The organism is Pallidibacillus pasinlerensis, from assembly GCF_009996845.1.
Classification (GTDB): Bacteria; Bacillota; Bacilli; order Bacillales; family Caldibacillaceae; genus Pallidibacillus; species Pallidibacillus pasinlerensis.
In genome coordinates, this window is the sequence record NZ_JAACYS010000002.1 from 58,408 (window position 1) to 84,440 (window position 26,033).

A 26,033-nucleotide genomic window follows, 5' to 3' on the forward strand; every position below is an offset into this window, starting at 1 on the left:
TCGATTAATATTACGATAATGACTCTATATTAATATAGTTTTTAACCGTTTCTTTTACTTCATTAATATCAAAAGGTTTAGCAAAATACGTTAGTGCACCATTTTCGAGGGCTTCATTAATTAAATCTTGTTCACTATAGGCGGTCATGATAATTACTTGGATTGATGGATTATAATCTTTTAGCTTCTTTAAAATTTCTAACCCATCCATGCCCGGAATTTTAATATCTAGTAAAACGATATCTGGATTATGGGCTTTTGCCAGTTCAATTGCCTTCGGACCATTTGCCGCTTGAAACGTCTGATACCCTTCCAATTGAAAAACTTCATTTAATAAAACACGAATGCCTAACTGATCGTCAACAATTAAAACTTTCCCTTTGCTCATAGTTTTTCTCCCTTCGGCTAACAGTTGGTAACTAGTATGTTTTTGAAAATCTATCTTGGTAAAAATATTCATATCAATCCTGACCTTCAACTACTAAATCTACATGCTTCACCAAATACTAGGTTCGACACCATTAGGCTAAATCCTTTTACATTTTGATAGTTTTGTGAACTTTTTACGAAACTTCTTCATTTTTTCGGCTAAATTTCCTTTCCCAATGAACAATATCACTCTCATATTTAGGAAAGTTAGTATAATGGATTATTAGGAAACTTTTATTTAAAATGTATACAGCATTTTTTTACCTAATCTTTTTGCTAAAATATGGGTATAAAGGAGTGAATGAGTTTGGAAAAGATTTTTACTACCCAATTAATTGGGCGTTTACAAAAAATTGATAAACAGGAATTAGATATTGAAGATGGGGCTAGACTGTTAGCTCAGGCGCTAGTTGGTGAAGGCTCCATTTATATATATGGAGAAGACGAGTTAGAAGGTGTCTTTTTACAAGCAAAATTCGGACAAGATCCGCTTCCGAGAGTTGAAAAATTGACGGATGATGTGCTACCAAGTTTATCTACTGCTGACCGAGTTTTAATTGTTACTAAAAATGCACAAAGCGAAAAAGTATTAGAACTTGGTAAAACTTTACACGAGAAACAAGTGAGCTTTATGGTGCTGGGAGTTAAAGATGCTAAAGAAGTGAGCCCAATCGAAAACCTTGCCCATGCATTTGTTGATTTGCATTTAGATAAAGGGCTTGTGCCGACAATGACTGGTGAGCGAAAAGGTTTCCCATATTTACTTGCAGCCTTATACGTGTATCATCATATGAAATTTATTATCGATGATATGATTGAGGATTATTAAAGATTAAAAAAGGATTGACTTGTACAACGATAAAGTTGTTGAGTCAATCCTTTTTATTACGTGAGAACTAGATTAATTTTTACCTTCTTTATTATTTAAAGAAGCACCGATGAAGTCTTTAAATAATGGATGAGCCTTCGTTGGTCTTGATTTAAATTCCGGATGGAATTGGGCAGCAACGAACCATGGATGGTTTTTCAATTCAACAATTTCAACTAAACGACCATCTGGACTTAAACCAGAGAAGACGAATCCTTTTGCAGCCATCATTTCACGGTATTCGTTGTTAAATTCATAACGGTGACGATGACGTTCATAAATTAGTTCATCTTCATATGCTGCATAAGCCTTTGTACCTTCTTGTAGTTTACATGGATATAAACCAAGGCGTAAAGTTCCCCCGATATCTTCTACATCTTCTTGTTCTGGTAATAGTGTAATGATCGGATTTTTTGTATCAGGTTTTAACTCACTGGAATGTGCATCTTCTAAACCTAGTACATGACGAGCAAATTCGACCGATGCCAATTGCATTCCTAAACAAATACCTAGGAATGGAACTTTGTTTTCTCTAGCAAATTTGATCGCGGAAATTTTTCCTTCTACACCACGATCACCAAAACCACCTGGCACGATAATGCCGTCTGCATCTCGAAGCAAATCAGCAACATTTTCATCATTTACATTTTCTGCGTTAATCCAATCGATATCAATATCTGTATCAAAACAATAGCCTGCGTGCTTCATTGATTCAACAACAGATATGTATGCATCTTGTAATTCAACATATTTACCGACTAACGCAATTTTTACAGTTTTTGATAGATTTTTTACTTTATTTACTAGATTTTGCCATTCAGTCATATCTGGTTCATGAGTAACAAGTTTCAAATGATTACATACTAACGTATCTAGACCTTGTTCTTGCATTGCTAATGGAATGTCATATAATGTTTCAGCATCTCTAGATTCAATAACTGCATTTGCATTAATATCACAAAATAGCGCAATCTTATCTTTCATTTCTTGTGGCATAGGCATTTCTGTACGAACAACGATTACATTCGGTTGAATACCTAACTCACGAAGCTCTTTCACACTATGTTGGGTTGGTTTAGTTTTCATTTCACCAGCCGCTTTAATATAAGGAACAAGGGTACAATGAATATACATGACATTATCTGAACCTAAATCACTTTTTACTTGGCGGATTGCTTCTAGAAATGGAAGGGATTCAATGTCACCAACTGTACCACCGATTTCAGTAATCACAACATCGGCATTCGTATCTTTACCGGCACGGAATAGATGATCTTTTATTTCATTCGTGATATGAGGAATAACTTGTACAGTTGCACCTAAATATTCACCACGACGTTCTTTTTTAATAACACGGGAGTAAATTTTTCCTGTTGTTACATTGGAATATTTACTTAAATTTATATCAATAAACCGTTCATAGTGACCTAAGTCTAAGTCTGTTTCTGCACCATCATCAGTAACAAAAACTTCACCGTGTTGGTACGGACTCATTGTCCCTGGGTCAACGTTAATATACGGATCAAACTTTTGAATCGTTACTTTTAAACCACGATTTTTCAATAAACGTCCTAAAGAGGCAGCAACAATCCCTTTACCTAATGAAGAAACAACGCCTCCTGTGACAAATACATACTTTGTCATACAAAAACCTCTCCTTAATATTTACTTTTCATATTGTTTACCAAAACTTGAAAATGATACAGGGGGACAGGTTCCGTGTCCCATTTTTTAATGATACAGGGGGACAGGTACAGGGGGTCTGTCCCTGTGTTTCATTTCATTGCGACGAGGGACCTGTGCCTGTAATCCATTTATAAAAATAAAAAAACTCCACTTACGGATGTAAGGGAGCTTGTTTGTTATTTAATTTCACTGCTATCTATTTTTTCTGAGCCCAAGTAAGATATTACCGACTAAATAATAAAATGTCAAGAAGCGATTTAATTCGCTTTTATAAATTTTAATCGAATTGTAAATTAATCTTCTTCATCAAGTTCTTCATCTAAATCTTCATCTTCAAATTCATCGTCAATGAGTAAATCATCTTCCTCCTCAAACTCATCATCGACATCATCTAGATCATCTTCTAAGTCATCTTCATCATCAAGAAGATCTTCATCGTCTAATTCATCTTCAAATTCATCTAAATCTAAATCTTCATCTTCAAATTCATCTAATACTTCATCGTATTCATCATCCAAGATTTTCGCTTTTTTCTTCTTCTTTTTCACCGTTGGTACGATATCATCTTCAAATTGGTCTACGGAATACCAACCTTTAATTCCCCAAGTATTTCCACCAACGTTTAAGAATCGACCGTCGATATTTAAATCTGTGTAAAATTGCGCAATGTTTTCAACAACACTTTCTTTTGAACTACCTAGTAATTCTACAATTTCATCAACTATTTCATTAAATGCCATCGGTTGTTTTCTATCACTTAAAATTTGATACGTAATTTCAATCAAAGACATTTCATGCAATTCTGCTTTCGTTAATTCGCTAAAATTCACTTTTGCACGTCCTTTCTATCTAAACAAAAGCTTTTGTTCTCTAATTATATCTAGTATATCGTTTTTCGAAAACATTTTTACCCGAAAATTTGACATATTATTCATTATAAACAAAAGTTTTTAATTTATGCTAGGCAAACTTAATAGATGTCTAATCATTATCCTTTAAAACTTTTAAGGATTTATAAATCAATAATACTGCAAGTAATAATAAAGGTATAGCACCAAGTTGTCTTTTGTAAAAGATGACGATCACTAAGACAGTAATTAAAAATACGCCTAATCCAAGAAGTATTTTTTTCAAAAACCATTCACTTCCTAAATATTAGGATTTGTCAATTCAGTAGTCAATTTAATGACAAAGTTTATTCATCATATAGTTTACAACATATCAGTAAATAATCAAATCATTTTCGAATAATAAAAGCTGTTCATAAAGTCTCCGCTCCGAACATTTCTCACATAACGCGTTGTTCCGTTGGCGGACGCTTTCCTAGGGGCTGCTCTGAGCCTTCTCGCCTCGCAAGACACGTCTCTAGGGGTCTCAAGACTCACGCTTTTCCCGCTGGACTCTGAGTATCCTTCTTTGGATAAGCACCGCAGGAAAAATGTCTTACATTTTTCCGAGTCGCCGCCAACTTCACTTGAAAAATGTCGGTATTTTGGACTTATTGAACAGCACTACCTATTTTACTATATATTTCTTCGATACTGACCGCCGACTTCATATAAAGCAGCAGTAATTTGACCAAGACTAGCCACCTTGACTGTTTCTATTAATTCTTCAAAAATATTACCACCAGATAAGGCTACCTCTTTTAGTCTTTCCAGTGCAGCATCGACTTTATCTTTATTTCTTTCTTTAAACTCATTTAAGTTGTGAATTTGTGTTTCTTTTTCTTCTTTTGTTGCCCGTGCAACTTCCATTTTATCGATTTCTTCCTCAGATGGAGGGTTTGGATTTAAAAATGTGTTTACACCAACAATTGGTAATTCACCTGTATGTTTTTTCATTTCATAGTACATCGATTCATCTTGGATTTTCCCACGTTGATATTGATGCTCCATCGCTCCAAGGACGCCACCACGATCATTAATTCGTTCAAATTCTTGTAAAACTGCCTCTTCAACAAGGTCTGTTAATTCTTCAATGATAAAGGAACCTTGTAACGGATTTTCGTTTTTCGCTAAGCCGTATTCTTTCGTAATAATCATTTGTATTGCCATGGCGCGGCGGACGGATTCTTCTGTTGGTGTTGTAATGGCTTCATCATAGGCGTTCGTATGCAAGGAGTTACAGTTATCGTAAATCGCCATTAGCGCCTGTAGCGTTGTGCGAATATCGTTAAAGTCAATTTCTTGGGCGTGCAGTGAACGACCTGATGTTTGAATATGATATTTTAACTTTTGACTACGTTCATTGGCACCGTATTTTTCCTTCATCACAATTGCCCAAATACGACGTGCGACTCGACCGATGACACTATATTCTGGGTCAAGACCATTTGAGAAGAAGAAGGATAAATTAGGTGCGAAATCATCAATATGCATCCCGCGGCTTAAATAATATTCAACATACGTAAAGCCGTTTGCTAATGTAAAGGCAAGTTGCGTAATTGGGTTTGCGCCCGCTTCCGCAATATGATAGCCAGAAATGGATACAGAATAATAATTTCTCACATTGTTTTCAATAAAGTATTGTTGAATATCCCCCATCATTCGTAGGGCAAATTCGGTTGAGAAAATACATGTGTTTTGTCCTTGATCTTCTTTTAAAATATCGGCTTGAACAGTACCGCGAACGGTTGATAACGTATATGCTTTTACTTTTTCATATTCTTCTTTAGTTAGTGGACGACCAAGCTCCTTTTCTTGAATTTCAACTTGTTGGTCAATGGCCGTATTCATAAACATGGCGAGTAAAATTGGTGCCGGACCGTTAATCGTCATCGATACGGATGTGGATGGATGACATAAGTCAAAGCCTTTATACAGTTTTTTCATGTCGTCTAACGTACAAACGCTTACGCCACTTTCACCAATTTTTCCAAATATATCAGGACGCCAATCTGGATCTTCACCGTATAACGTTACCGAGTCAAAGGCGGTACTTAACCGTTTTGCTGGGTCATCCTTCGATAAGTAGTGGAATCGACGGTTCGTCCGCTCCGGTGTTCCTTCACCAGCAAATTGACGTTTCGGATCTTCGCCTTTTCGTTTAAACGGGAAAACGCCAGCGGTAAATGGGAAAGAACCCGGTACGTTTTCTTTATACACCCAATTTAAGATTTCGCCGTAATCTTTATATTTCGGTAAAACAACCTTTGGAATTGACAAGCCGGATAAAGTTTCCGTTTTAAGTTCCGTAACAATTTCTTTATCACGCACTTTTGTTACGATTTTATCTTGGTTATATTTTTCTTTTAATTCATCCCATTTTTGTAAAATTTTCTTAGATTCGTCGGTTAATTTCGCTTCAATTTCAGACTTTAACACTTCTAAAGAATTGATGATGGCACCACTATCGCCTTTTTCCTTCGCTAGTTGAATAGCCCCTTCAATTTGGAATAGGCTACGTGCATACTCAACCTGTTCTTCCGCTTTTTTATGATAGTTTCTAACCGTATCTACGATTTCACGTAAATAGTGACTCCGATTCGGTGGAATAATTGTATCCCGCTTACCAGATACTTCATCCTTTGAGTAGTTCGTCTTCCAATCGAGACCGCAATTCTCATTTAATTTTTCAATAAGAGCGGCAAAAAGCGCATTTGTTCCAGGGTCATTAAACTGGCTAGCAATTGTTCCGTATACCGGCATTTCTGAATAATCACGGCCAAATAATTCGTGACTGCGTTGATATTGTTTTTGGACAAGTCGTTTCGCATCTTCAGAACCTTTTTTCTCAAACTTATTAATGGCGATCAGATCGGCAAAATCAATCATATCAATCTTTTCTAGTTGGGAAGCTGCGCCAAACTCACTTGTCATAACATATAAAGATACGTCACTAATATCACGGATTTCCGCATCCCCTTGGCCAATTCCACTTGTTTCAACAATGATTAAATCGTAATCTGCTGCTTTTACAACTGCAAGGGCATCTTTAATCGCAAGTGATAGTTCACTTCTTGATTTACGCGTTGCCAGTGAACGCATATACACCCGTGGTGAGAAAATGGAGTTCATCCGAATACGGTCGCCTAATAGAGCACCGCCCGTTTTTTGTTTTGTTGGATCGACAGAAAGAATCGCAATCTTTTTATCTGGAAATTCATTAATAAAGCGTCTGACTAGTTCATCCGTTAATGAACTTTTACCTGCGCCACCTGTACCTGTTATTCCGAGGACAGGGATGTTTTTTGCACTTTGTTTAATTTTTTCAAGGGTTTCTTCTGCCGTAGCTGCCAGTTCCTTCTCAATCCCTTGTGCATTTTTTTCCACTAAGTGTTCAGCTAAAGTAATAAACTTAGCAACAGCATAATCATCCGATTTCTTTAAATGTTCAATTTGGTCGGATAAGTCCGTTGTTACTGTGGAAAAATCACATTCTTCAATCATTTTATTAATCATACCTTGAAGACCAAGCTTCCGACCGTCTTCCGGTGAAAAAATCCCAGCAATTCCGTATTCCTCTAGCTCTCTTTTTTCCCGCGGTAAAATTACACCGCCTCCGCCACCGTAAATCCGAATATGGCCCGCACCTTTTTCCTGGAGAAGGTCATACATATATTTAAAAAACTCCATATGACCGCCTTGATAGGAAGAAATGGCAATACCTTGTACGTCTTCTTGAATAGCCGCATTGACAATTTCTTCTACGGAACGGTTGTGACCAAGGTGAATGACTTCCACACCAGATGCTTGTAAGATGCGTCGCATAATATTAATGGCTGCATCATGACCATCGAACAAGCTTGATGCGGAAACAAAACGAACTGGGTGTTTCGCATTGTAAACAACTTTACTCATTCTCAACACTCCTTATTTATACCTTCTAAATTGAGTTTCACCTTGAACGGAATCCAATTAATGTATGTCATAGAATGATAGATTTATTGTAGTTAATTGTTTTTATTTGTTAGTGCATAGGATTGAATCGTTTGGATAAAAAACTCGGTTTGCAGTTCTGTATATTTTTTTAATGAGTACTCTTTACGTAATGCCCAGCGACGAAAGCCCCACATTTGTCCTTGGACAAATAAATTGTGAGCGAGTAATTTAATTTGATTTTCATGTAATGGGAGACCTAAATTTTCCGTGTAGTCTTTAATTAATTGTTCAAAAAGCGACACCATTTGAATTTCCTTCTTTAAAACATATGGAAGTGCATCTTTAGATAAAGATTTCGCCTCTTGATATAAAACGAGTACTTCATCTTGCATCTCATCCATAATGCGAAAATAGGCAGCGATACCTAATTTCATTGTTTCTGTTGTAACTTGGTGAAGATCGAGGACTTTTTGAATTTTTTCTTGTACTTCATCATAAATTCGGTCACAAACTAAATACAAAATGTCGTCCTTCGTCCGGATGTATTCGTAAAGGGTACCGATGGAAAAACCAGCAAGTTTCGCTATTTCCCTCGTTGTTGTACGGTGGAATCCCTTTTCTTTAATAAGCGAAATAGCTCCTTTAACGATTTGATCTCTACGAAGTTGGATTAGTTTTTCATCTTTTACATTTGAGTGGACTTTCTGTTTTTCTGACAAATAACCACCTCACAATATTAGGTAGGTTGACAGAGTGAGAGACTTTTTGATGTTACTAAAAAACGTTTTTTTATAAATTAAGGGTAGCTTGTAATTTTGTATGCTTAAGTCCAAATGTTTCGGATCTATTTATTGCTTTAATCTTATATTTCGTCCGTCTATTGCAGAAATTAGTGCGTTTTTTCAAAGTCTGATTCTTTTTATGAGCGATTTTGAATATTTTTAGAGCGATTCGGTTTGTTTTAAGAGCGAATCTTTCAATTTTATGAGCGACTTTTTTTACCTATGAGCGAATCGGACTTTTATGAGCGATTCGAACTACTTTAAGAGCGAATTTTCTCGATATATGAGCGATTTGATCAAAGAAGGGTCACTTTTATTTCCTCATGAGCGACATCGTAACCTCTATGAGCGATTTGTTCATCTTAATGAGCGGTTAGAGCAACCCTTCTAAGAAAAATATTCCCTTCCATTCTACACACTGCAAAGTTCACTCATTAAAGCATTCTTGAAATTACCAATCTTTGAATCTCTTGCGTACCTTCATAAATTTGTGTGATTTTCGCATCGCGCATGTACCGTTCCACCGGGTATTCCTTCGTATAACCGTAACCACCAAATACTTGTACCGCTTCAATTGTCGTTTTCATTGCAGTATCACCCGCAAACAGTTTCGCCATTGCAGATGCTTTACCGTATTCAAGACCTTCAGATTCTAACCAAGCAGCTTGATAAGTTAATAATCTTGCAGCTTCAATATTTGTCGCCATGTCAGCTAATTTAAAGGATACGCCTTGATTTTTCATAATCGGTTTACCGAATTGCTCCCGTTCCTTTGCATAATTTACGGCTGCATCAAGGGCACCTTGGGCAATTCCTACAGCTTGAGCAGCGATTCCGTTGCGCCCACCATCAAGCGTCATCATCGCAATTTTAAAACCATCCCCTTCTTCACCTAGTAAGTTTTCAGCTGGGACAATACAATCTTCAAAAATTATTTCTGTCGTCGGTGATGAACGAATGCCGAGCTTTTCTTCTTTTTTACCAACTTTAAAGCCTGGGAAACTGCTTTCGACGATAAACGCACTTGTCCCACGATGTTTCTTTTCTGGATCTGTTAATGCAAAAACAATATAAATATCAGCAACCCCACCATTAGTGATGAAAATTTTTGAACCATTTAAAACGTAATGATCGACTTCTTTTCTTGCAATTGTTTTCATGTTTCCTGCATCGGACCCGGATCCTGCTTCAGTTAAACAGTAAGCACCGATACTTTTCCCTTCTGCCATTGGTCGTAAATATTTTTGTTTTTGTTCTTCGGTGCCGAATTTGAAAACTGGCCAACCAGCAAGGGATGTATGGGCAGACAGTGTTACACCAACCGATGCATCGACACGTGACAATTCTTCAACAGCAATGGCATAAGCTAAATAGTCACTACCGATACCTCCGTATTTTTCTGGCCAAGGTATGCCGGTTAGGCCAAGTTCTGCCATTTTATCGAAAATTTCACGATCAAATCGCTCTTCCTCATCTCGTTCTGCAGCAGTTGGTGCTACTTCGTTTATGGCAAAGTCTCGGACCATTTTTCTAATCATTTCATGCTCTTCAGTTAGTTTGAAATTCATTTCTTTTCCCCCTTGATTGTTGTGCACTTAAACACTGTATTTACTGTATTGATTTTTTAAAAATTTTGCATAGACACATGAAATAAACCTAAGACATAAAACTTATAAATGTCTTGAAATAACTAGTTTTTGAATTTCATTTGTTCCTTCATAAATTTGCGTTACTTTCGCATCACGGAAATAACGTTCGACATCGTATTCTTTCGTATATCCGTAACCACCGTGAATTTGAATGGCTTCTGTAGCCACATACATCGCTGTATCTGAAGCAAACATTTTGGCCATCGAAGATTCCTTCGCACATTTTTTACCTTCATTTTTCAATTCGGCTGCATGGTAGACTAATTGTTTTGTAGCTTCAATTCGCGTGGCCATATCAGCTAACTTAAAGCCGACACCTTGATGAGATATAATTGGTTTACCGAACTGTTCGCGAGTTTTCGCATAGCCTAAAGCCAGTTCAAAGGCGCCTTCTGCAATGCCTAAACTTTGGGCAGCGATACCAATTCGACCAGCATCAAGATTCGCTAACGCAATTTTATAGCCGTCTCCTTCATCACCAAGTCGATTTGTTTCTGGCACCCGCATATTTTCAAAAGTGATTTCTACCGTTCGCGATCCGTGCAATCCCATTTTCTTTTCATCTTTACCGATAATTAGTCCCGGGGTACCCTTTTCAACAATAAAAGCGGTAATACCTTTACTTCCCGCTTCCGGATTTGTCTTGGCAAAGACAATGTAAACGTCGGCTTCCCCACCATTTGTAATAAAAATTTTACTGCCGTTAATGATGTACTCGTCTCCATCTTTTACAGCCCTCGTTTGAAGTGACGAAGCATCCGAACCCGCACTTGGTTCCGTTAAACAAAAGGCACCTAAATATTGACCGGACGCTAGTTTTGGTACATAGTGACGTTTCTGTTTTTCCGTTCCAAAAAAGAGAATAGGATTTGTTCCTACCGATGTATGGACGGATAAAATGACTCCAAGGGCAGGACTGACCTTCGAAATCTCATGAATTACTAAAATATACGATTTGAAATCCATGCCTGCGCCACCATATTCCGTTGGGATTGGAATTCCCATTAACCCAAGATCACCCATTTTTTTTATTAAATTGCGCGGAAATTCCCCTTTTTCCATGTTTGGTATGAAGGGAACAACTTCATGGTTCACAAAGTCTCGGACCATCTCAATTAGCATTTGTTGCTCATCAGTCGTTTGATGAGTTTGTTTTGACTTGGAAATTGGTGAGTTCATATTTCGACCTCCTTTCTAATAGGAGATTAGAATTGAATTTATTTTGTTAACGTTTTCTTATAAACTTTTAAAAAACAATTCTATTGATATACGTAAAAACCGCGCCCTGTCTTTTTACCTAACCAGCCGGCCTTTACATATTTCCGTAATAATGGACAAGGACGATATTTGTCATCTCCAAGACCTTCGTGCAATGTTTCCATAATATAAAGACAAGTATCTAATCCGATAAAGTCGGCAAGTTGTAGTGGTCCCATCGGATGATTCATACCTAATTTCATAATGTCGTCAATCGCTTCTTTCGTTGCGACACCTTCATATAAGGTGAAGATTGCTTCATTAATCATTGGTAAAAGAATGCGGTTAGAGATAAAACCTGGGAAGTCATTTACTTCGATTGGAACTTTTTTCAACTTTTTACCTAAATCATTTACTACTTCATAGGTTTCGTCACTTGTTGCCAGACCACGAATAACTTCAATTAGCTTCATAACGGGAACCGGGTTCATAAAATGCATTCCGATTACTTTTTCAGGACGATTCGTAACAGCGGCAATCTCGGTAATTGGCAATGATGATGTATTCGTTGCTAAAATTGTTTCCGGTGATGTGATTTCATCAAGTTGTTTAAAAATATCCTTTTTTACTTCCATATTTTCAACGGCAGCCTCAATAACGATTTGACATCCTTCCGCATCTTGTAGATTTGTCGATTGTTGAATTCGGTTTATGATCTCTTTCCGTTCTTCTTCCGTAAGTTTCCCTTTGCCGACTTGGCGTGACAATAAATTATAAATATTTGCTAGTCCTTTGTTTACTGCTTCTTCATTAATGTCATATAAAATAACTTCGAAACCGTTTGTGGCACATACTTGTGCAATTCCAGAACCCATTTGACCTGCTCCAACTACCATGATTTTTTCTATATTCATGTAACGACCTCCTAAATTATGATTTTATTATTTAAACAAATCACCTTTATAGTTAGAAAATGAAAGGCAAGTAGTAGTGGCGTTTTTCCAGAAGGTGACTGGCATGAGTGATTTCACTTCCTTGCCTCTCAAGTTTTTTCAATTATTGTTTTGGTACTTCAATTAAAATTGCATCGCCTTGCCCACCGCCTGAACAAATGGCTGCGATTCCGAGTCCACCGCCTCTTCGTTTTAATTCATAGGCTAATGTTAAAATAATTCTCGCACCACTTGCGCCGATAGGATGTCCAAGGGCCACGGCACCACCGTTCACATTAACTTTTTCCGGGTCAAGTCCGGCAATTTTGACAGAAGCTAATGCAACGGCTGCAAAGGCCTCATTAATTTCGAATAAATCAATTTCATCCGCTGTTTTACCGACTTTTTCTAAAAGCTTGTTGATCACAAGTCCTGGTGTTTTTGGAAAGTCCTTCGCTTTAATTGCAAGGGATTCGTTCGCTAAAATTCTTGCCAGTGGTTTTCGACCTTCTCTTTCTGCTTTTTCCTCGTCCATTAATACGAGGGCACATGCTCCATCATTGACACCTGGGGCATTTCCTGCCGTAATCGTACCGTTCGGATCAAAGGCTGGTCTTAATTTTGCAAGCTTTTCAACGGATGTGTCTTTCCTCGGTGCCTCGTCTACAGAAACCGTAATTGGCTCACCTTTCCGTTGTGGTATTTCAACAGGTACAATTTCCTCTACAAGTTTTCCTGATTCAATGGCTGCAAGTGCTCTCTGATGACTTCGGTAGGCCCATTCGTCTTGTTCTTCCCTTGTAATATTCAATTCTTCTGCTGTACCGTTTCCGTAGTTCCCCATATGTGCCCCGGTGAAACTGCACGTTAAACCGTCATAAATCATTAAGTCAATAAGTTCACTATGTCCCATACGGTAACCAGTTCTTGCCTTTGGAAGAACAAACGGTGCGTTAGACATTGACTCCATTCCACCGGCAACAACCGTACTCGCCTCACCTGCCCGAATGAGTAAATCAGCTAGTGCGACACTACGCATTCCAGATGCACATACTTTATTTATCGTTTCTGTTTTTGTTTCCCATGGGATATTTGCGTTGCGAGCTGCTTGCCGTGATGGTAATTGTCCCTGTCCGCCCTGTAAAACGGTACCTAATAAAACGTGGTCGACTGCGTTTGTTCCTAAGTCAGAACGCTTTAATGCTTCTGTAATGGCAATCCCGCCAAGTTGACTTGCACTTAAAGAACTCAATGCACCATTTAACTTGCCAAATGGTGTTCTTGCCCCGTCTAAAATGACTGTTTTTCCCATCTTAATCCCCCTTGATAATGATATCGCTTTCATAGAGCGTGAAATATTAATATTTACTTTTCGTTTTGCTTACTTAGTAAAAATATTCTCTTCAGATTCTCTTGTTGTTTAGACGAGATGTGTGGAACAATTTGTAGTTGAACATAGAAGTTTTTTAAATGTAGAAATCATTATTTGCTGCAAAAACATTGACTGAACGCTCGCTCGGGGTGAATGTTTAAATAAGGGGGACCTCCTCTTTTTTACAAAAGTCGGTCCCTCTATCTTTCTAATATTAGATTAACTCATTTCTTAAAATTTTCAATATTTTTATTATATTATGATACAACTTTTTAACTAATCACCAAAAACAGCTTTTTCTAATACTTCTGCTACGTCATATGTTTTTACGGTATCTTCTACTTCAATCGCTTTTGTACCGTCGGAAAGCATCGTTAAGCAATATGGACATCCAGCACTAATTGTTGTTGCTTCAGTTTTAAGTGCTTGTTCCGTTCTTGCGACGTTAATACGGTGTCCTGTTTCTTCTTCCATCCACATGAGACCGCCACCGGCACCACAACACATCGCATCTTCACGATTACGTTCCATTTCAACTAATTTAACACCTTTAATAGACTTTAAGATTTCACGTGGTGGGTCATAAACATCATTGTATCGACCTAAATAACAAGAATCATGGAAAGTAATCGTTTCGTTTACTTCATATTTTGGTACAAGCTTGCCTTCTTTAACGAGTTGATATAACAATTCTGTATGGTGATAAACTTCTGCTTTAAAACCAAAGTCAGGATATTCATTTTTAAAAATATTGTATGCGTGAGGATCAATTGTAACAATTTTTTCCACACCGTTTTTCTCAAACTCTTTTATATTTTTTTCAGCTAATTCTTGGAATAAAAATTCGTTTCCTAAGCGACGTGGTGTATCACCAGAGTTTCTTTCTCTGTTACCTAAAATCGCAAAGGATACCCCTGCTTCGTTTAACAGTTTTGCAAAGGATAAAGCAATTTTTTGGCTTCGGTTATCGTAAGACCCCATAGACCCAACCCATAGTAAGTATTCAAAGTCTTTATCTTCTTTTTGCAATTCTTTTACTGTTGGGATGTACACATCATCACGAAGTTCACGCCAGTTTTCGCGATCCTTTTTATTTAGTCCCCACGGGTTACCTTGTTTTTCAATATTTTGCATCGCACGTTGCGCATCTGGTCTCATTTTTCCTTCTGTCATTACTAAATAACGGCGTAAATCAATGATTTTTTCTACATGCTCGTTCATAACTGGACATTGGTCTTCACAGTTACGGCATGTCGTACAAGCCCAAATTTCTTCTTCTGTAATGACATCACCGATTAAGCTAACATCATAAATGGATGCTGCTGCCGTTTCTTGAGCACCTAAGCCACTTGCTTGCATTGCCAATTGGTTTCCTGTCGTATTTTTGAACATGAATTGTGGAACCCAAGGTGTTTTGGATGTTACAGCTGCACCGTAGTTAGTTAAGTGATCACGCATTTTTACGATTAAATCCATCGGTGACAGCATTTTACCTGTACCTGATGCTGGACACATATTTGTACAACGTCCACATTCTACACAGGCATATAAATCGACTAAGGATAACTGGGAAAACTCATCGATTTTTCCTACACCGAAGGACTCGGCATCTTCATCTTCAAAATCGATTGGTGTTAGTTTTCCTTTTTTATCAGCTTGATGCAAAAATACGTTAGCTGGTCCGGCAATTAAGTGTGCGTGTTTTGATTGCGGGATGTAGATTAAGAATACCAATAACACGATTAAATGAATCCACCATGCCAGATAGAATACGACGATACTCGCTGTTTCTCCCATCCAACCGAAAGCTAAAGCGAATACGGAAGCAACTGGTGCTGTCCATGCTGGATCTTCACCAAACCAAATCATTGTCATTCCATTTCCTAATAGAACAGTGAGCATTAATGTGCCGATAAAAATTAGGACAAGTCCATTTTTCAATCCGCCTTTTAGACGCACAAGTTTTTCGATATAACGACGATAAAAGGCCCAAATAACAGATACTAAAACCATTAATGTGACAAGTTCTTGGAAAAATGTAAATCCTGGATATAATGGTCCAAAAGGTAAATGTTTACCTGGTATTAATCCTTTAATGATGAAGTCGATGGCACCGAATTGGACGAGAATAAATCCATAAAACATCATGACGTGAATCGCGCCACTTTTTTTATCTTTCAATAATTTTTTCTGTCCAAAAACAAAAATTAATATGTTTCTAAAACGCTCTTTTAAGTTTTGGTCAAACACTTCTTTTTTACCTAATTTAATATATGAGACTCTCGTTTTAATTAGGTAAGCAAATAAATATGCCGCGTAAGCGATTACAGAAATTGTTGCAATCCAGTTAACAACTAATAAGGATTGACTCATTTGTCCTCCCCCTTTTTTGTATTCTCCCTCTGTTCTAATTAAAGCTATGGATTAAAAAATTGTTGAACGAATTAGTGCCATTTCACCTTATTTTTAATTATATACTGAATGAGCGTTCAGTCAATATGTTTGCTTAATTTTTACAAAATTCCCATTAAATTGATATATACGACATTTATCAGCAAAATCCTTCAATTGAATAGAAATTTTTTAATTGATTTGTCGTGAAAATAGCATAATTAAGTTATTTTAGAGTAAAATATATCTCTAGCCAAGTGAAGGGAGGCCAACCTTTGCTGTATTTTTTCGGTGCTTTTATAATTTTGTTGTTTTTAATTTTTATTGATTATTATTTCGGGCGGATTCACCACTTAAAACATGTGAAAAAACATTCCTTTCCTGTTCGACATAGTGACATTACAATTTTCACGAGCGGTCCTTTATTGTTTGAAAAAATGTTGGCGGATATTTCGGAAGCCCAGCACCATATCCATATGTTGTTTTATATTTTTCGTAATGATGAATTTGGGATGAAAGTACTGCGTTTGTTAGAGGAGAAAGCTAAGGAAGGTGTACGGGTGCGTGTTTTAATTGACATTGTTGGTAGTCACCGATTTCCACGTAGACTTATGAAAGAGATGAGTTTGAAAGGTGTGGAAATTGAATATTGTCATACGCCAAGTTTCCCCTTTTTCTTTTTCCACTTACAAAATCGCAATCATCGAAAAATCACTGTTATTGATGGTAAAATCGGCTATCTCGGTGGTTTTAATATTGGAAATGAGTATATCGATCTTCATCAAAGGCTGAGCCCTTGGCGAGATTGCCATGTCCGCTTTACGGGTGAAGGTGTGTGGGATTTGCAATTGCAGTTTCTAACAGATTGGACGGAAGCGACTTGGCGGGGACCTGAAGAGAATGAGCGAGAATTGTATTATCCTGCTTTGGCACAAGGACGTGTTGAGCACCAATTTTTTGCCTTTGAGGGAGATTGTTGGGAAGACAAAGTCGTGGAAATGATAAGTTCGGCAAAACGGAAGATTATTATCGGTTCGCCATATTTTATTCCAAGTAAAAGGGCGTTTGCTGCGATTTTGGATGCTGTTAAGCTTGGTGTGGAGGTAGTGTTGATTCTTCCAGAGATGAGTGATCATCCTTTGATCCAGGAGGCTTCGTATCGGTTTTTGCGAAGGTTGATTCGATTGAATTGTTGCTCCGTTTATCGGTATCGCGAGGGGTTTTACCATGCGAAAGTGTTTGTTATTGATGACGATATATGTTCAGTTGGGACAGCGAATTTTGATAACCGCAGCTTTTATTTTAACCACGAGCTAAACAGTATGTTTCGAGATCCTGGTATGGTGATTGAAATGCTTGAAATTGCGGAGATGGATTTGTCTAAATCAACGAAATTGACGGCGGATATGTTGCGGCATAGGAATTTTGTTGGCGTTTTGAAAGAGTTGTTTGCAATTTTGTTATCACCGTTGTTGTAGAGATGTGTGTGGGGTGGTTTGTGGTTATGTGAGAATCCGGAGTTTTTTGGATGTTTGTCGCTTGGCATCTGTGAAGGACAGTTTGGTACGATTCTCTCGATTATTTGTCTTTCATCGTGTCTATGATGGACACTTTGATTTCGTTTTCGTGCTGATTTGTCCTTCATTGTACTTATGAAAGACATTTTGATTCGGTTTGAGTGCTAATTCTTCCTTTATCATGTCTATGAAAGACACTTTGAGTCGGTTTGCGCATTGATTTGTCCTTCAGCACGCCTATGATGGACACTTTGTCCCGGTTTGCGCCCTGATTTGTCCTTCAGCACGCCTATGATGGACACTTTGTCCCGGTTTTCGCATTGATTTGTCCTTCAGCACGTCTATGATGGACACTTTCTCTCGATTTGCGCATTGATTTGTCCTTCAGCACGCCTATGATGGACACTTTGTCCCAGTTTGCGCCCTGATTTGTCCTTCAGCACGCCTATGATGGACACTTTCTCTCGGTTTTCGCATTGATTTGTCCTTCAGCACGCCTATGATGGACACTTTGTCCCAGTTTGCGCCCTGATTTGTCCTTCAGCACGTCTATGATGGACACTTTGTCCCGGTTTTCGCATTGATTTGTCCTTCAGCACGCCTATGATGGACACTTTCTCTCGATTTGCGCATTGATTTGTCCTTCAGCACGCCTATGATGGACACTTTCTCTCGATTTGCGCATTGATTTGTCCTTTAGCACGCCTATGATGGACACTTTGTCCCAGTTTGCGCCCTGATTTGTCCTTCAGCACGCCTATGATGGACACTTTCTCTCGATTTGCGCATTGATTTGTCCTTCAGCACGCCTATGATGGACACTTTCTCTCGATTTGCGCCCTGATTTGTCTTTTAGAAGGCTTGTAAGAGACAGTTTACGAACAGTTTCTTGGAATTTTGTCTTTTAGAGGGTCTATAAAAGACAGTTCGTCCGATTTTCCTGGCGCTTTGTCCTTTTGAAAGCCTATAAAAGACAATTCTTGCCGATTTTCCTGTCACTTTGTCCTTTAGCAAGCTTTATTAAAGACAATTCTCTCCCTTACATCTGAAGTTTTGTCTTTTAGATGTCCTATAAAAGGCAATCCACCTCATTTTTCTCCTATTTTTGTCTTTAAGACACTTCATAAAAGACATTTCACCTCTTTGCCCTCAAATTTTGTCTCTTTGACAACCTATAAATGACAATCCACCTCATTTTCCTCATACTTCTGTCCTTTAGAAGCTTCATAAAAGACATTTCACCTCTTTACCCTCAAACTTTTGTCCTTTAGCCCCGTCTCCCCCAATTAAAAACCCTCGCCCGAGATTTCTCCTAAACGAGAAACCCCAAGCAAGGGTCAAACTAAGCCAGTTAACACAAAAAGCGTACCTATTCTACTCTATTATTACATTCTTTCCGGTGCACTTACACCAACTAAGCGTAATGCATTTTTCATTGTAATTTGAACTGCTTTTACTAATGCTAAGCGTGCCTTCGAAAGTTCCGCATTTTCTTGATCCAATACTTTTACTGCATTGTAAAAGCTATGGAATGTGGATGCTAAGTCGTGAATGTAGTTTGTGATGCGATGTGGTGCACGTTTTTCAGCTGCTTCCACAATCACTTGTGGGAACTCACCGACTCTTTTCAGTACATCAATTTCTTTTTCTTCACCGATTAAAGATAAATCAATCGCAGCTACATCATCAGCACTAACTGCAAATCCTAATTCTTCACTTTGACGTAAAATACTGCAAATACGTGCATGGGCGTATTGCGCATAGTATACCGGGTTTTCATTGGACTGAGATACAGCTAAGTCTAAGTCAAAGTCTAAATGAGTGTCTGGACTTCTCATCGCAAAGAAGTAACGTGTCGCATCTAAACCAACTTCTTCAATAAGTTCACGCATCGTAACGGCTTTACCAGTCCGCTTACTCATTTTCATTTTTTCGCCGTCTTTATACAGCTGAACCATTTGGATTACTTCCACTTCTAATGCTTCACGGTCAAAGCCTAAAGCTTCCATTGCCGCTTTCATCCGTGGAATGTAACCGTGGTGATCTGCACCCCAAATATTAATTACTTTCGCAAAACCACGTTCAAATTTGTTTTTATGATAAGCAATATCAGGCATGAAGTAAGTATATGAGCCGTCAGATTTGCGTAATACACGGTCTTTGTCATCGCCATAGTCCGTAGTACGTAACCAAATCGCACCATCTTGATCATAAACTTGTCCTTTTTCACGCAAAACTTCTAATGCTTCTTCAACTTTTCCATCTTCATATAGAGAAGTTTCACTGAACCATACATCAAACTTAACACGGAAGTTTTCCAAGTCTTTTTTCAGCTTGTCCATTTCAGCATCTAAACCGTACTTCCGGAAAAATTCAAACCGTTCTTCTTCTGAAGCATTAACAAACTTATCGCCATATTCTTCAGCTAGTTTTTTCCCAATTTCAATGATGTCTTGGCCATGATAGCCATCTTCAGGCATTTCTTTATCCATACCTAACGCTTGGAAGTAACGAGCTTCAATTGAGTAAGCTAAATTATTAATTTGGTTTCCCGCATCGTTAATATAATATTCACGGGTTACATCGTATCCAGCAGCATCCAACACATTACATAATGTATCACCTACTGCCGCTCCACGGGCATGACCAAGGTGTAAGTCTCCAGTTGGGTTCGCTGAAACAAACTCAACTTGAATTTTTTCACCTTTACCGTATTCTGTACGTCCATACTCTTCGCCCGCTTTTAAAACGTTCGGAATTAATTCTGTTAAATAACTATTGTCCATGAAAAAGTTAATAAAGCCTGGACCTGCAATTTCAATTTTTTCAACATGAACTTTTTCTTTAGCAAAATGCTCAATTACACTTTCCGCAATTTGACGTGGTGCTCTTTTTGCAACCCGGGCTAATTGCATCGCGATATTCGTTGAATAGTCACCGTGGGCTTTTTCCTTCGGTACTTCAAGAACGACATCTGGTATTTGTGCTTCTTCTGCTAAACCACTTGCGATAACGGCTTGTTTAATTTCATCTTTGATCGATTGTTCTACTGCTTGTACTATGTTCATATTCCCTTGTCCTCCTTAAAATTAAATTGTATTTGATAGGAGCCTACTTCGAGCTCTTCCATATAAAAATCATAGTTAATATTTAAGTTGCCTTCTCGAGCCTCTTCATCCCATTTAAAAGCTAACTTCTTCGTATTTGTTTTTATTCTAAAGTGACCGATATTGGTATTATATGTACCGCCCATTACTTCTCTTTGTTTAAAAGATAGCATCATATTTAATGAGCCTTTACGAATAATTTTCGCTTCAGGAATTTCATTTTCGGAAAATTTTACAACTGTATGTACTTTCCTCTTCTTTTCCAAAAATTCATCATAAATTAAATACGATGTTTTCCCCTTTTTATAATATTGACCAAAAACCATTAGCTCATATTTTTCTCGATTTCCATCTCGGTGTTTGATATTGATTGTGGTCGAAATTTTGACCGGAGCCCCAGTTGCTGGCACTTCCTCACATCCTCTACGTTGTTCATCTATATTTAACTATATCATTTTAGCGATTTCCTTGTTTGAATTCAATGCAAAAACGGTTTATAATCGTATATTTTCTATTTGCTTCAAAAATTTGGCGAATACGTTTAATCACTGTCAAACATTTCCATACTAAATAATATGAGGGAAAACGAAATAAGTGGCAAGCCCTGAACTTGGAAAATCTAGTTTTACTATTAGGATATAGGCTTTTTTCAATGAAAATTTTTTCTCTCATAGGGGGAATACAACAATGAAACAGACATCTCATCCAAATTTTAAACGAACGTTAAAAGTGGCCCAAGTTTCCTTAGTTATCAGTAGTTTTTTTGTTATTATTCTATTTTTAACGCTTTTAGGATTATATACTTATGGAAAAATAGCAGGACCACCACCCATTGAAATACCACAATCAACAATTTATTATGCTGCCGATGGGTCAATGATCGGTGAAACGAATAGTGGTCAGAAACGATATTGGGTTGACTTAGACGATATTTCTCCACATTTAGTTGAGGCCACGTTGGCAATTGAAGATCAACATTTTTATTCGCATGCTGGCTTTGATTATAAGCGAATTATCGGAGCAATTGTCGCTAATCTTAAAGCGATGTCTAAAGTACAAGGGGCGAGCACAATCTCACAACAGTATGCTCGGAATTTATTTTTAAGTCATGAAAAAACATGGTCTAGAAAATTAAAAGAGGCCTTTCATACGATACGATTAGAAACGAACTATTCTAAAGATGACATTTTAGAAGGGTATTTAAATACGATTTATTATGGCCACGGTGTATATGGGATTGAAGCCGCAAGCCTTTATTATTTTAATAAAAATGCTAGAGACTTAACTCTAAGTGAAGCTGCCCTACTTGCAGGTATTCCAAAAGGACCTAGTCTTTATTCACCTCTAACTGCCTTTGATAATGCAAAAAAAAGACAAGAACTAATTTTAAATGAAATGGTAATACAAGGTCGGATATCGAAGGATGAGGCGACAGTTGCAGCTTCACAACCGATTGAATTTGCCGCTCAAGAAGTGGTAACTAAACCTAAGGTTGCACCATACTTTCAAGATGTTGTGAAGGCCCAGTTAAAAGAAATTGGATTAGATGAGCAGACGATTACCCTTGGTGGTTTAGAAATTCATACAACGTTAGATCTCGATATGCAAAAAATTGCTGAGGAGCAGTTTGAAAAAACATTCCCGAAAAATTCAGTGCTTCAAGGGGCATTAGTGGCGATGGATCCACAAACGGGATATGTAAAAGCATTAATTGGTGGTCGTGATTATGGAGAAACAAGTTTTAACCGGGCAACGCAAGCATTAAGACAACCGGGTTCAACGATTAAACCACTTCTTTATTATGCAGCCTTGGAAAAAGGTTTTACACCTTCTTCGACATTTCGTAGTGAAAAAACAACGTTCAACTTTAATGACGGACGTGACCCGTATACACCTCATAATTTTAATCATAATTATGCTGAGGATGATATTACATTAATGCAAGCCCTCGCTTTATCGGACAATGTGTATGCCGTTAAAACGCATTTATATTTAGGTATGGATACACTTAGTGAAACGACAAAACGATTTGGTATTAAATCATTAACGAAGGAGGTTCCTTCAGCTGCTTTAGGTACATCAAACGTTCGATTGATTGAATTGGCAAACGCCTACAGCTTACTTGCGAACGGTGGTCGAAAAGTTGAACCGGTTTTTATTACAAAAATTGTTGACCGTAACGGGGATATCATTTATCAACACGAACTGGATCAAACTCAAGTGTTGGACAAAGATATTGCATTCGTAACAACCCATTTAATGACTGGGATATTTGATGAACGATTAAACGATTATACGACGGTAACCGGACATAATATCCGTTCAAAGCTGACACGAATTTATGCAGGAAAATCTGGAACAACGGATTATGATAATTGGATGGTTGGCTTTACACCGAAGCTTGTTACTGCCGTATGGGTTGGTTATGATAAGGGGAAAGAAATTAATCGGACGGATGAAAGGCAATATGCCAAAAATATTTGGGCTGATTTCATGGAGACCTCCCTCGCTGGCACGCCAATTGAATCCTTTAAGCCTACTTCTGGTGTTGTCGGTGTTTATATCGATCCAGAAACGGGACTCCTTGCCTCGGATAAATGTTTAACAAAACGATTCACATATTTTGTCAAAGAAACCGAACCAACGGAATATTGTGATGGAAAAAGACCTGATGGGGATTTTTTTGAGAAAGATCATGGCGGTCAAAGAAAGGAACAAGAACAATCTCCGTGGTACAAACGCTTATTGGATTGGTGGGATTAAAGTTTTAGATTACTAATATTTACATTAAAAAACTCCTTGGCACGCACACCAAGGAGTTTCTTTTATTCTACACCTAATTTCTTTTTCAGTTCGTCACTGGAGTTTTCCCATAGGCCACCTTCTTGTTTTTTCAAAAACTCCGCTAACGTTTTCTTAGAAGGTTCATCCATATGATCGACAATAAAATGCCCTTTTAATGATTTATCCATTTTATTTACATGGTCTGGGAAAATTTTATAACCGCGTCTAGCTTCACGGTCAGTTGCTAAATCACAAGCAGTTACTCCGTAGTAAAAAGGACCGTTTTCATTCCGCTCAACGGTTACCCAAACGAGCCAATACCATTTCGGATTAGGTAATTCCTCGATATTCGGTACAAAACGTAACCCTTTTTCTACTTTACTCTTCGCATGCATTGCTCCTATATCAATAAAGGCTTCTTGTTCCGCAACGTCAATGAAGATTGGTGTCATGTTTTCTAAATTAAGAACACCAGGATTATATCCTTTATGACCATCTAACGGGTCATTTTTAATAATATTGAAATGAACCGTTTTCTTCTTTTCTACCAATTTTCACACCTCTTTTTATGTATTTTTCATAAGAAGTTTTTTACTAAAAATCGATACTATCAACTGTATTTAAATACCTTCTATTACTATCATATTATAAATCGTCAAATGATTAAAAGAATCCGCCATAAAATTGAAAAATCCATTCTGTAATTTGTGGGACAAGCCCTAAAATCGGTCCGATCGTAACATTGAATAAAGGTTTTACAAGAACTAAAACTAAAAAGATAAGCACACCGTAAACTTCATATTGGCTCAATTTTGCCCGGGTTTCATTAGAAAGGAACTCTGTAACAATACGATACCCATCAAGTGGCGGAATGGGAATTAAGTTAAAAACAAAAAGTAACACATTTAAATAGATAAACCAGAAAAACAAACTAACAAAGAAATCTAATACTGGTCCGTTTCCAACCGAAGCAAATATAAATAAAATGAGCCCGCCAATAAAGGCTAGTAGTAGGTTACTTAATGGTCCAGCCACTGATGTAAGGACACTTGCGAGTCGTGGATTTTTAAAATTAAAACGGTTAACTGGGACAGGCCTTGCCCAACCAAACCCAAATAGTAGTAAGAAAAGGGTTCCTAACGGGTCAAGATGAACAGAAGGATTTAACGTAATCCTTCCCTGTCTATGAGCTGTTGGGTCACCAAATTTATATGCAACGAAGGCATGGGCAAATTCATGGACGGAAAATGCAATAATTAACGAAATTATAATGTATGGTAATATTTGAATATCAAAAGCTAAAAATGAATTTAAAAAGTCCATTGATAATCTCCTTACAGATTTTATTTTTCCTATATTTTACCACCTATTGATAGCATTAACATCCTACAAAGTTCGTATAATATTCTTTTTCTATTTTCTAAAAATTCCTATCCTAAACAAGCGAAAAATCGTTATAATAATAGCAAGTAAGTTTTCTTACTGTAATTGTGTAAGAAGCGAAATTTCACACTGTATGTAGTAAGAAAGGGTAAAAACTTTTTAATGAACAGGAGGGAACACCCATGCCAATCGTTACTGTTAAAATGCTAGAAGGTCGTAGTGACGATCAAAAGAAAGTTTTAGTTGAAAAAGTAACTGCTGCTGTTACTGAAACAACTGGCGCACCTGCTGAAAGAGTCACTGTTATTATTGAAGAAATGAAAAAGAACCATTTTGCAACAGCTGGCGTCCGTGCAAGCGATCAATAATTAATACTAACCATATACATACCAAAAAAGCATTTTGGAATAGACTCCAAGATGCTTTTTTGGTACAGGGGTGGTACAGGGGGACGGGTTCGGTGTTTCTATTTTGATATAGAATCAAGGGACCCGTCCCTCTGTTCCACTTCCTCTGTTCCACTTTTGCTGATAAATTTTGGTACGAGGGACCTGTCCCCCTGTTTCAAACATTTGCTTTTGCTTGTAGTGATGCAATGTATTCGAAAGCTTCATCAATTTCTTCTTTCGTATAGTTTTGCTTTCCTTTTACTTTGGCGATTTTTTCGTAAATTTCTTCTTTAGGTAGTTCATCAAAGTAAAGAATTGTGGAAACTAGTTCAAGGAAGCGTGAACTTTGTTCATTCATATCACATAAACAAGCTTCTAATTTTTCATCCACATTGAGAGAATTCATTTGCAAAAATTCTTCGCCGTTATCCGTTAATTTATAACGATATTGAAAATAACCGCCCTTTTTTTCTTTTACTTCTTCCAAAAAGCCTAGATTCACTAATTCTTCTACTTGTAACGTTAATTCCTCGGAATAAGGTCCATAAAAGTGGAAACCAAATTTTTCTTGGTACGGAAAAGAAAGTCGTTTCGCAATATAAATCATTTTTTGTAATTTTTTTCTACCAACGATTTCCTTCGCAGACCGGATTGCGTAAAGGACTTTAGCATGTTCCAAAAGCATTCGTTTCATCTCCTACTAAATTTACTGCACCATCTTTTA

General features: G+C 37.5%; 19 protein-coding genes. 4 read left to right on the forward strand and 15 right to left on the reverse strand.

Annotated features, from left to right (window positions below; translation table 11 throughout):
- Positions 1-10: 10 nt before the first annotated feature.
- Positions 11-388: a response regulator gene (locus GW534_RS00810; RefSeq protein ID WP_161919155.1), complete on the reverse strand. Its 378-nt coding sequence runs from the start codon at positions 386-388 to the stop codon at positions 11-13.
- A 348-nt stretch (positions 389-736) separates the two neighbouring features.
- Between GW534_RS00810 and GW534_RS00815 the strand changes: the two genes are divergently transcribed.
- On the forward strand, positions 737-1,258 hold the full coding sequence (locus tag GW534_RS00815) for a DUF2529 family protein (RefSeq protein WP_161919156.1): 522 nt from the start codon (positions 737-739) through the stop codon (positions 1,256-1,258).
- A gap of 72 nt (positions 1,259-1,330) precedes the next feature.
- On the opposite strand, the gene GW534_RS00820 is transcribed toward GW534_RS00815, so the two are convergent.
- The 9 genes from GW534_RS00820 to GW534_RS00860 all read right to left on the reverse strand — a co-directional run bounded on the left by GW534_RS00820 (position 1,331) and on the right by GW534_RS00860 (position 16,111).
- The gene (locus tag GW534_RS00820; RefSeq protein ID WP_161919157.1) at positions 1,331-2,941 is read right to left on the reverse strand and encodes a CTP synthase; all 1,611 of its coding nucleotides are present in this window, start codon (positions 2,939-2,941) and stop codon (positions 1,331-1,333) included.
- Between the two features lie 335 nt (positions 2,942-3,276).
- Positions 3,277-3,813, reverse strand: a complete 537-nt coding sequence (gene rpoE / locus GW534_RS00825) for a DNA-directed RNA polymerase subunit delta (protein WP_161919158.1) — start codon at positions 3,811-3,813, stop codon at positions 3,277-3,279.
- A 693-nt stretch (positions 3,814-4,506) separates the two neighbouring features.
- Positions 4,507-7,785: a fused isobutyryl-CoA mutase/GTPase IcmF gene (gene icmF, locus GW534_RS00830; protein WP_161919159.1), complete on the reverse strand. Its 3,279-nt coding sequence runs from the start codon at positions 7,783-7,785 to the stop codon at positions 4,507-4,509.
- A 92-nt stretch (positions 7,786-7,877) separates the two neighbouring features.
- Positions 7,878-8,525, reverse strand: a complete 648-nt coding sequence (locus GW534_RS00835) for a TetR/AcrR family transcriptional regulator (RefSeq protein ID WP_161919160.1) — start codon at positions 8,523-8,525, stop codon at positions 7,878-7,880.
- Positions 8,526-9,022: 497 nt separating this feature from the next.
- Positions 9,023-10,156 carry an acyl-CoA dehydrogenase gene (locus GW534_RS00840; RefSeq protein ID WP_161919161.1) on the reverse strand — a complete coding sequence of 378 codons (1,134 nt, stop codon included), beginning with the start codon at positions 10,154-10,156 and terminating at the stop codon, positions 9,023-9,025.
- Positions 10,157-10,258: 102 nt separating this feature from the next.
- Entirely contained in the window at positions 10,259-11,416 is a 1,158-nt protein-coding gene (locus tag GW534_RS00845; RefSeq protein WP_161919162.1) for an acyl-CoA dehydrogenase, read from the reverse strand.
- An 80-nt stretch (positions 11,417-11,496) separates the two neighbouring features.
- Positions 11,497-12,348, reverse strand: coding sequence for a 3-hydroxybutyryl-CoA dehydrogenase (locus GW534_RS00850; RefSeq protein ID WP_161919163.1), 852 nt, complete (start codon positions 12,346-12,348; stop codon positions 11,497-11,499).
- A gap of 142 nt (positions 12,349-12,490) precedes the next feature.
- Positions 12,491-13,678 carry an acetyl-CoA C-acetyltransferase gene (locus GW534_RS00855; protein WP_161919164.1) on the reverse strand — a complete coding sequence of 396 codons (1,188 nt, stop codon included), beginning with the start codon at positions 13,676-13,678 and terminating at the stop codon, positions 12,491-12,493.
- Positions 13,679-14,014: 336 nt separating this feature from the next.
- Positions 14,015-16,111 carry a (Fe-S)-binding protein gene (locus GW534_RS00860; RefSeq protein WP_161919165.1) on the reverse strand — a complete coding sequence of 699 codons (2,097 nt, stop codon included), beginning with the start codon at positions 16,109-16,111 and terminating at the stop codon, positions 14,015-14,017.
- Positions 16,112-16,404: 293 nt separating this feature from the next.
- Between GW534_RS00860 and cls the strand changes: the two genes are divergently transcribed.
- Complete coding sequence (gene cls, locus GW534_RS00865) at positions 16,405-17,607, forward strand: cardiolipin synthase (protein WP_161919166.1); 1,203 nt, start codon at positions 16,405-16,407, stop codon at positions 17,605-17,607.
- A gap of 1,424 nt (positions 17,608-19,031) precedes the next feature.
- Here cls and argS read toward each other — a convergent pair.
- Positions 19,032-20,714 carry an arginine--tRNA ligase gene (gene argS, locus GW534_RS00870; protein ID WP_161919167.1) on the reverse strand — a complete coding sequence of 561 codons (1,683 nt, stop codon included), beginning with the start codon at positions 20,712-20,714 and terminating at the stop codon, positions 19,032-19,034.
- Complete coding sequence (locus GW534_RS00875; RefSeq protein ID WP_161919168.1) at positions 20,711-21,163, reverse strand: DUF1934 domain-containing protein; 453 nt, start codon at positions 21,161-21,163, stop codon at positions 20,711-20,713. Before GW534_RS00875 ends, argS begins: the two co-directional genes overlap by 4 nt.
- 277 nt (positions 21,164-21,440) lie before the next feature.
- On the opposite strand from GW534_RS00875, the gene GW534_RS00880 reads away from it, so the two are divergent.
- Positions 21,441-23,516: a transglycosylase domain-containing protein gene (locus GW534_RS00880; RefSeq protein ID WP_161919169.1), complete on the forward strand. Its 2,076-nt coding sequence runs from the start codon at positions 21,441-21,443 to the stop codon at positions 23,514-23,516.
- Between the two features lie 62 nt (positions 23,517-23,578).
- Here GW534_RS00880 and GW534_RS00885 read toward each other — a convergent pair whose 3' ends face one another.
- Positions 23,579-24,088, reverse strand: a complete 510-nt coding sequence (locus tag GW534_RS00885) for a YwhD family protein (RefSeq protein ID WP_161919170.1) — start codon at positions 24,086-24,088, stop codon at positions 23,579-23,581.
- A gap of 112 nt (positions 24,089-24,200) precedes the next feature.
- Complete coding sequence (locus GW534_RS00890) at positions 24,201-24,860, reverse strand: site-2 protease family protein (RefSeq protein WP_161919171.1); 660 nt, start codon at positions 24,858-24,860, stop codon at positions 24,201-24,203.
- A gap of 242 nt (positions 24,861-25,102) precedes the next feature.
- Between GW534_RS00890 and GW534_RS00895 the strand changes: the two genes are divergently transcribed.
- Positions 25,103-25,288, forward strand: a complete 186-nt coding sequence (locus GW534_RS00895) for a 2-hydroxymuconate tautomerase (RefSeq protein ID WP_161919172.1) — start codon at positions 25,103-25,105, stop codon at positions 25,286-25,288.
- 196 nt (positions 25,289-25,484) lie between these two features.
- Here GW534_RS00895 and GW534_RS00900 read toward each other — a convergent pair whose 3' ends face one another.
- Entirely contained in the window at positions 25,485-25,994 is a 510-nt protein-coding gene (locus GW534_RS00900) for a YwgA family protein (protein WP_161919173.1), read from the reverse strand.
- Between the last annotated feature and the right edge of the window lie 39 nt (positions 25,995-26,033).

Excerpts from the sequence above, each read along its gene's own strand:
- GW534_RS00810 (WP_161919155.1), bottom strand. The coding sequence starts at position 388 with ATGAGCAAAGGGAAAGTTTTAATTGTTGACGATCAGTTAGGCATTCGT.
- GW534_RS00820 (WP_161919157.1), bottom strand. The coding sequence starts at position 2,941 with ATGACAAAGTATGTATTTGTCACAGGAGGCGTTGTTTCTTCATTAGGT.
- icmF (WP_161919159.1), bottom strand. The coding sequence starts at position 7,785 with ATGAGTAAAGTTGTTTACAATGCGAAACACCCAGTTCGTTTTGTTTCC.
- GW534_RS00840 (WP_161919161.1), bottom strand. The coding sequence starts at position 10,156 with ATGAATTTCAAACTAACTGAAGAGCATGAAATGATTAGAAAAATGGTC.
- GW534_RS00845 (WP_161919162.1), bottom strand. The coding sequence starts at position 11,416 with ATGAACTCACCAATTTCCAAGTCAAAACAAACTCATCAAACGACTGAT.
- GW534_RS00850 (WP_161919163.1), bottom strand. The coding sequence starts at position 12,348 with ATGAATATAGAAAAAATCATGGTAGTTGGAGCAGGTCAAATGGGTTCT.
- GW534_RS00855 (WP_161919164.1), bottom strand. The coding sequence starts at position 13,678 with ATGGGAAAAACAGTCATTTTAGACGGGGCAAGAACACCATTTGGCAAG.
- GW534_RS00860 (WP_161919165.1), bottom strand. The coding sequence starts at position 16,111 with ATGAGTCAATCCTTATTAGTTGTTAACTGGATTGCAACAATTTCTGTA.
- argS (WP_161919167.1), bottom strand. The coding sequence starts at position 20,714 with ATGAACATAGTACAAGCAGTAGAACAATCGATCAAAGATGAAATTAAA.
- GW534_RS00880 (WP_161919169.1), top strand. The coding sequence starts at position 21,441 with ATGAAACAGACATCTCATCCAAATTTTAAACGAACGTTAAAAGTGGCC.
- GW534_RS00890 (WP_161919171.1), bottom strand. The coding sequence starts at position 24,860 with ATGGACTTTTTAAATTCATTTTTAGCTTTTGATATTCAAATATTACCA.
- GW534_RS00895 (WP_161919172.1), top strand. The coding sequence starts at position 25,103 with ATGCCAATCGTTACTGTTAAAATGCTAGAAGGTCGTAGTGACGATCAA.
- GW534_RS00900 (WP_161919173.1), bottom strand. The coding sequence starts at position 25,994 with ATGCTTTTGGAACATGCTAAAGTCCTTTACGCAATCCGGTCTGCGAAG.